The organism is Candidatus Aquicultor secundus (assembly GCF_002791875.1).
Lineage (GTDB): Bacteria > Actinomycetota > Aquicultoria > Aquicultorales > Aquicultoraceae > Aquicultor_A > Aquicultor_A secundus.
The window spans coordinates 1-5,504 of record NZ_PFNG01000058.1; the positions used below are offsets into that span (position 1 = coordinate 1).

General features: G+C 50.5%; 6 protein-coding genes and 3 tRNA genes. 1 reads left to right on the forward strand and 8 read right to left on the reverse strand.

The features are described from left to right. From tuf to COY37_RS02215, 4 genes are all read right to left on the reverse strand, one after another. Window positions 1–1,185 (reverse strand): elongation factor Tu (gene tuf, locus COY37_RS02200; protein ID WP_286677593.1); only part of this gene is annotated, 1,185 nt, incomplete at its 3' end. A 220-nt stretch (window positions 1,186–1,405) separates the two neighbouring features. After that, window positions 1,406–1,479, reverse strand: a tRNA-Met gene (locus tag COY37_RS02205). Between the two features lie 48 nt (window positions 1,480–1,527). Then, a tRNA-Thr gene (locus COY37_RS02210) sits at window positions 1,528–1,603 on the reverse strand. Window positions 1,604–1,668: 65 nt separating this feature from the next. Next, window positions 1,669–1,750: transfer RNA gene (locus tag COY37_RS02215), tRNA-Tyr, on the reverse strand. A 214-nt stretch (window positions 1,751–1,964) separates the two neighbouring features. Here COY37_RS02215 and COY37_RS02220 point away from each other — a divergent pair. Further along, window positions 1,965–2,219: an FmdB family zinc ribbon protein gene (locus tag COY37_RS02220; protein WP_286677592.1), complete on the forward strand. Its 255-nt coding sequence runs from the start codon at window positions 1,965–1,967 to the stop codon at window positions 2,217–2,219. 6 nt (window positions 2,220–2,225) lie between these two features. Here the strand turns inward: COY37_RS02220 and COY37_RS02225 are convergent, their stop codons facing one another. The 4 genes from COY37_RS02225 to COY37_RS02240 form a co-directional block, all read right to left on the reverse strand. Next, window positions 2,226–3,194 carry an ATP-binding protein gene (locus COY37_RS02225; protein ID WP_286677591.1) on the reverse strand — a complete coding sequence of 323 codons (969 nt, stop codon included), beginning with the start codon at window positions 3,192–3,194 and terminating at the stop codon, window positions 2,226–2,228. Between the two features lie 255 nt (window positions 3,195–3,449). Continuing rightward, window positions 3,450–4,025 (reverse strand): hypothetical protein, encoded by a 576-nt coding sequence (locus COY37_RS02230; protein ID WP_286677590.1) that lies wholly within the window; start codon window positions 4,023–4,025, stop codon window positions 3,450–3,452. Window positions 4,026–4,162: 137 nt separating this feature from the next. After that, window positions 4,163–4,729, reverse strand: a complete 567-nt coding sequence (locus COY37_RS02235; protein WP_286677589.1) for a helical membrane plugin domain-containing protein — start codon at window positions 4,727–4,729, stop codon at window positions 4,163–4,165. Between the two features lie 12 nt (window positions 4,730–4,741). Then, the coding region (locus COY37_RS02240) for an NAD(P)/FAD-dependent oxidoreductase (RefSeq protein WP_286975841.1) at window positions 4,742–5,504 on the reverse strand (763 nt) is incomplete at its 5' end.

Below are 5,504 nucleotides of genomic sequence, written 5' to 3' on the forward strand. Positions count from 1 at the left end.
TTTAATAATGCTCGTAATCCTACCCGCTCCAACTGTTCTGCCGCCTTCACGAATTGCAAAGCGAAGGCCTTCCTCCATAGCGATGGGGGTGATAAGCTCGATTGTCATCTCTACGTTGTCTCCCGGCATAACCATCTCGGTGCCCTCCGGAAGAGTGGCAACCCCGGTTACGTCCGTTGTCCTAAAGTAAAACTGCGGGCGGTACCCGTTGAAAAATGGGGTGTGCCTGCCGCCTTCTTCTTTTGTTAGAACGTAGGTCTTGGCGGTAAAGTTGGTGTGCGGGGTGATGCTTTTTGGGCGTGCCAAGACTTGCCCGCGCTGAACCTCGTCTCTGCCGATACCGCGCAAAAGAACGCCGATGTTGTCTCCCGCCTGGGCCTCGTCAAGTAGCTTTCTAAACATCTCTAAGCCCGTGACAACGGTTTTTCTGGTCTCGTCTTGCATGCCGATGATCTCGACCTCTTCGCCGACTTTGACCTTGCCACGCTCGACTCTACCCGTTACAACGGTGCCCCTGCCCGTGATGGTAAAGACGTCTTCTACCGGCATCAAAAAGGGTTTTTCGATGTCGCGCTCGGGGGTGGGGATGTAGGAGTCGATCGCTTCCATGAGTTTCATGATGTTTTCTGCTTCTGCCGGGTCTCCTTCGAGGGCTTTTAATGCGGACCCCGGGATAATCGGGATATCGTCGCCCGGGAACTCGTACTCGTTTAGAAGATCTCTTACTTCCATCTCAACGAGTTCGAGTAGCTCCGGGTCGTCTACCATGTCGACTTTGTTTAAAAAGACAACGATGTAGGGGACTCCGACCTGGCGGGCTAAAAGGATGTGCTCTCTGGTCTGGGGCATGGGCCCGTCTGCTGCACTTACTACCAAGATTGCGCCGTCCATCTGAGCGGCACCGGTGATCATGTTCTTTACATAGTCGGCGTGCCCCGGGCAGTCGACGTGTGCGTAGTGGCGGTTTGCCGTCTCGTACTCTACGTGGGCTATTGCGATTGTTATGCCTCTTTCACGCTCTTCCGGAGCGTTGTCGATTGAGTCAAACGAGCGAAACGTGGCTTGCCCTTTCTCGGCGAGCACCTTGGTAATAGCGGCGGTAAGCGTGGTCTTGCCGTGGTCCACGTGACCGATCGTGCCGATATTCATGTGCGGTTTGGTTCTTTCGAACTTAGCTTTGGCCATAAACGTTTTTCCTCCCTATAAGCCTGGCCCTTAAGCGTTTTTAAATAAATATAAGGCCGGGGCGAATGCAACTTGAAAATGCTTCTCCTTGCTACCAAGCATCCCCGACCGGTCAAGTTTCTATAAGTAGATTAACGGAGCGCTTTGACCACTAAACGGCCTCGACCGTTTTATCGCCAATTGTTCCATTGCTCTACAAAATCGCCTGAAAGCGATTTTGTAGCGGTGGTAGGATTTGAACCTACGACGCCACGGGTATGAACCGTGTGCTCTAACCAGCTGAGCTACACCGCCATGCCAAATACAGTACCAGACACCGAAAACCAAAAATCAGAGACTGGCTGGAGCCCGCGAGCGGATTTGAACCGCTGACCCCTTCCTTACCATGGAAGTGCTCTGCCGACTGAGCTACGCGGGCATTACAAATATCCACACAACAAAGTAATTATAATGATTTGTAGTGCAATTTCAAATCATTTTCTGTGGAGGGAGAAGGATTTGAACCTTCGAAGGCTTCGCCAACGGATTTACAGTCCGTCCCCTTTGGCCACTCGGGAATCCCTCCTCATGCGGCAATGATTCGCCTTTAAGATGGTACTTGAAAAGTGGGTTTATGTCAATTGAGCAGGATTCTTCAGCGAGCTACGGCGATAATTCTTCGGAATCTGTTTTAGCGAAATTATTAAGAGAATTATTAAGAGGCCCATAAAATAATCACAAAGGTGCAAATTGCCGCCAATTTTGATAAAATATTCCTAAAATAGTTAATAGGTGATAGCATGCCAATTTACGGATACCGTTGTAAGTTTTGTGACCATACGTTTGAAGTTATGCAATCGGTCAATGATGAACCGATAAAGGAGTGCCCTGAATGTAAGGGCCCCGTAGGCAAGATATTCTTTCCGGTGGGAATTGCGTTTAAAGGCAGCGGGTTTTACGTCAACGATCATAAATCGCCGAAGCGAATTGCGGCGGAGAAATCGACTTCCGGTTGTTCGACCTGCACCTCGGCCGGCACATGCAGTAGCGACTAAATGGGTTTAAATAGGTTGCAAGGGTCCTTCGTCGAGCACGATCCAGCACCCTATGCTGTCGTCCAGCATGTTGTTAAGATTATCTATAATACCATCGACGAGTTTAATAATGTCATCGCCCGCAACAGAAGCATAGATGCCCGAGGAATCGGGTACCTCTTTTTCTTCCCCGAATCCAAGCTCGCGCTTTAGTTTCGATAATTTGCTAAACGCTCCTTCCAGGTGTTTTTTGAGGAGCGACCGTCCCTCGCCCGACATCTTACAAAGGTCTAGCTCAACGACCTTTATCTGGTTTCCTATCTCCTCGATGATAAGCCTGGCCGTCTCGTAATCGCCGCGTTTAAGCGCCTTTCTTACATCGTTTATGGCGGAGCGTATAAAGAACAGAATGGCGATGGATCTCCAGCAAGGTCTGAGGCTATCGAACGTCGCCGCAAAGCCTGCGCCAAAACACTCCCGATAGGCGGCATAGCTCTTTCTGGGGTGCGAGAGCATATCGGCGAAGGTCAACCAATATGCAGTGGCGGCATCAACAACCATGGACGCTTTTCGTTTCTTTGGCACCAGGTGATATTCAGGATTTTTGAATCCCAGCTCGACTATAGTCCCAGAGCCGAAAAACGAGTGGCACTTGAACCTATCCGACAGCTTCTGCATCAAGAAGATCCCAAACCCGCCATCCTCGGAAAACACCGGGCCGTCGCTCGGAGCGGGCAGACCTTTACCCTTATCGCTGACCATAATCGTGAGGGCATCAAATTTTAAGAAGCATTCAAGTATTATCAAGGGATTTTCGTGGCCTTCGACATACGCATGGCGGATAACATTAGTGCACGCCTCTGAGACAACAAGCAAGATGTCCGACGCTCTCGATCGATAGGGCGTACCGGATATAAAATCCTGTACTTCCTTTCTGATCGGATCCAGGCTTTGTGGTTCGGATAAAAGTAATAATTTAAGCCGTTTGTCGATCATTGGACTATTCCTTAGCTATCCATATATCGCTTGCTAGTTTATGCCCGTTTATTTAGATAATAAACATGGCGTAAGAATAATCGAAAACTCTCCAACGGCCAGCAAGAGAACCGAGCCCCACACGTGCGCCGTAAGCATAATCGGCACCTGGCTAAACGGTGCTTACTTACTTATTACTACCCATATTATTTAGTAGTTAAACCAATAAACTAACGATAATCAGTTACAAATGATTGATAATTAGCAGATGTTATGCTATGCCTTGTCCTGACCGTTTTTACTCTGCTCCACGCGCCGCATTCCAACCCCTCTGGCTTCCATGATCGCTCTTAGAAGATTGTTGTGTAGCGCGGTAGGTCGCAGGATGAAATCAAGCTTCTCAAGCTCTCCGGAACTTACCGCAACCGCCTCGGCCGCTTTTATAAGCGCTTCAATCTGCTCGACCGGCGACATGCGCGCTTCCGCCTCGAGGGTGAAGTAATCCGACTCATCCCGCTTCCAGTCGCCGAGGCTCTGCTGCGCTTCCGGTGTGGTTGCCTGGACCATCAGGGAGTCGCCGACTATCCCATCCCTAACCACATAATTTGCGTTCTCCAAGCCTAACTTGGTCTCTTCCGATAGTTCGTTGTAACTCGAAGCATTCCCGGCATCCAACAGGTTGATATAGCAAACTTGCTTATCGGCCACCTTGCCGATCAACTCCACATCACCGTAACCCCGCAAGAATAGGTCTTTGGTGGCTTCGATAACTCGTGCCATACTCGCCTCGCCGGGCGAAAGTAGTATGCTTTCCCTCTCCAGGTGCAACCTGGCTTCATCGACTCCTGCCATCTATATCATCCCTTCCCACCCGTGGATTACCCGCAGGTATCCACGACTTTGTTGCAAAAGTAACAATATCTCTATAGCTATGTTACCAGGCGCGGCAAACAGCCACAACCACGATTTAGGCCCACATGAAATAATAACTAAATACCTTCCATGAGATCGGGCAAGCGCTGGGCGAAGGCCAGCAGGAACTTTAAACCATCCTGGATCTTCGGCTCTTTAAGCGCATGTAGCAGGGCCACAGGACCTAACGTGCGTGTGTCTTTCTTCGCCTCATTCGCCGATTCGCGAACGGCTTCAAGCATTTGATCGCCTGTTACTGCGAGCGATATCCCTGTTGAAATGGTACGTTGAAGTATCGGAGCCGTCATGGACTGCTTCATCGCATACGCGAAATCGCCCATCTCCATCAACGCGCTGAGCGCACCGCTTTCCTCGAGCGCCTTGACGGCCTCAAGGGATCGAGAAAGGCTCTCAGCCGCGTTTGCGGCGCCGGTCACGAGACCTTTCATCTCATCGGTGTTTATCGCCTCAACAAGATCGACCAGTTCCGCCATTTTGGCCATAGTCGCGGTCATCCGCTGCACTATCGCCGGCGTCATGGAATCCAGGCTCGCTGTAAGGAAGCCGGCGGCTTCATCCATCCGGGAAGGTGGGGTAGCCGGTGTGTCTTGTTCGGTTTTTGCTGCGCCGTTATCTTCAGTCATGCGCACACCTCCCTATAAAATGCCGCGAGCGGATAACCAATACATCTCGTTAAATGCAAGTTTAAACCAGTGAATCATCTCGGTGGGCGGCGTCGGTGTGGGCGGCTTGGTGTAGCTAAACGACACATAAGTCGCTTTGTTTAAGCCGGCCTCGACAAAGCAGAACACCTTGCCGTCATAATAATGAGATGGGGTTAACCCTCTAAGCTCAGAGATTAGATTCTCGGCCACTACATCGGCTTCGTAGTGGGCGGTTGAACCGGCCTTAGAAACAGGCAGGTTCGTGGCGTCGCCAAGAACATAGATATTATCGTAGCCGTCGGCTTTCAGGGTATATCGATCCGTGGGGATGAACCCGCCCTCATCGCCCAGTTCTGAATCGATAATTACCTGCGCTCCCTTATGCGCCGGGATCGAGATGAGGATATCAAACGGGATTTCGCTTCCCTCAAGGGTATTGACTACCTTTTTCTGCGGATCTACCGAGTCCACGTTGCAGAAGCACTCCCAGTTAATCCCCCTCTTTTCGAATTCCGGCTGTGCCCATGTCGCTACCGGCTCCAAGGAATGCAGCCTGCCGATAGGATATGTGTAGAGTAAATCAACTTTATCCCGTATGCCTTTCTCCCTGTACAGCTCGTCAAGCATAAAGACAAGCTCTAACGGGGCTACCGGGCACTTATGCGGTACGTCGATTGTGATGACGATCTTCCCACCGGTAAAGTTGGTGAGTTTTTCACGCAGCTTTACGGTTCCTTCCGCAGTATAGAAATTA

Excerpts from the sequence above, each read along its gene's own strand:
- COY37_RS02225 (WP_286677591.1), bottom strand. The coding sequence starts at position 3,194 with ATGATCGACAAACGGCTTAAATTATTACTTTTATCCGAACCACAAAGC.
- COY37_RS02235 (WP_286677589.1), bottom strand. The coding sequence starts at position 4,729 with ATGACTGAAGATAACGGCGCAGCAAAAACCGAACAAGACACACCGGCT.
- COY37_RS02220 (WP_286677592.1), top strand. The coding sequence starts at position 1,965 with ATGCCAATTTACGGATACCGTTGTAAGTTTTGTGACCATACGTTTGAA.
- COY37_RS02230 (WP_286677590.1), bottom strand. The coding sequence starts at position 4,025 with ATGGCAGGAGTCGATGAAGCCAGGTTGCACCTGGAGAGGGAAAGCATA.